Origin of the sequence: Clostridioides sp. ZZV15-6598 (assembly GCF_020657705.1) — a bacterium.
Lineage (GTDB): Bacteria > Bacillota > Clostridia > Peptostreptococcales > Peptostreptococcaceae > Clostridioides > Clostridioides difficile_F.
In genome coordinates, this window is record NZ_JAGWCS010000339.1 from 1 (window position 1) to 394 (window position 394).

At 27.4% G+C, this 394-nt stretch carries 1 pseudogene; it reads right to left on the bottom strand.

Features of this window, described 5'->3' with window-relative positions:
* Positions 1-266: 266 nt before the first annotated feature.
* Positions 267-394, bottom strand: a pseudogene (locus KGF50_RS21930) (arsenical-resistance protein); the annotation flags it as partial.

Genomic DNA, 394 nt, shown 5'->3' on the forward strand with positions numbered 1-394 from the left:
CCTGGACATTTTCCAGTACAAACACACATTATAAAACCTAATTTTTCTTTTTCCATAACAAACAAATCCCCCTTTAACTTTAATGTTTATATAGTATTTTTCATATGTTTTGATTTTAGTCCCTGTTCCTTTAGTAATAAATGTTGCAGTGAATTCAATAATTCACCTTCTTCAAATTTAAATTTAATATAGTAAAGACAATTATTTTCTATATCTGGTAATTTATATAATCACTTATACTTCATGCACTCTATTTTGGAACTAATACCACATGTTACCATGAGTCCTTTCTTTTGTCGTGTTGCATTTTTTATAGCTGTAAAATCTATTTTTAACATCATTGGATATATCATAAGCCATATAAGTATCGCAACTGGTATAGATACTTGAGCAT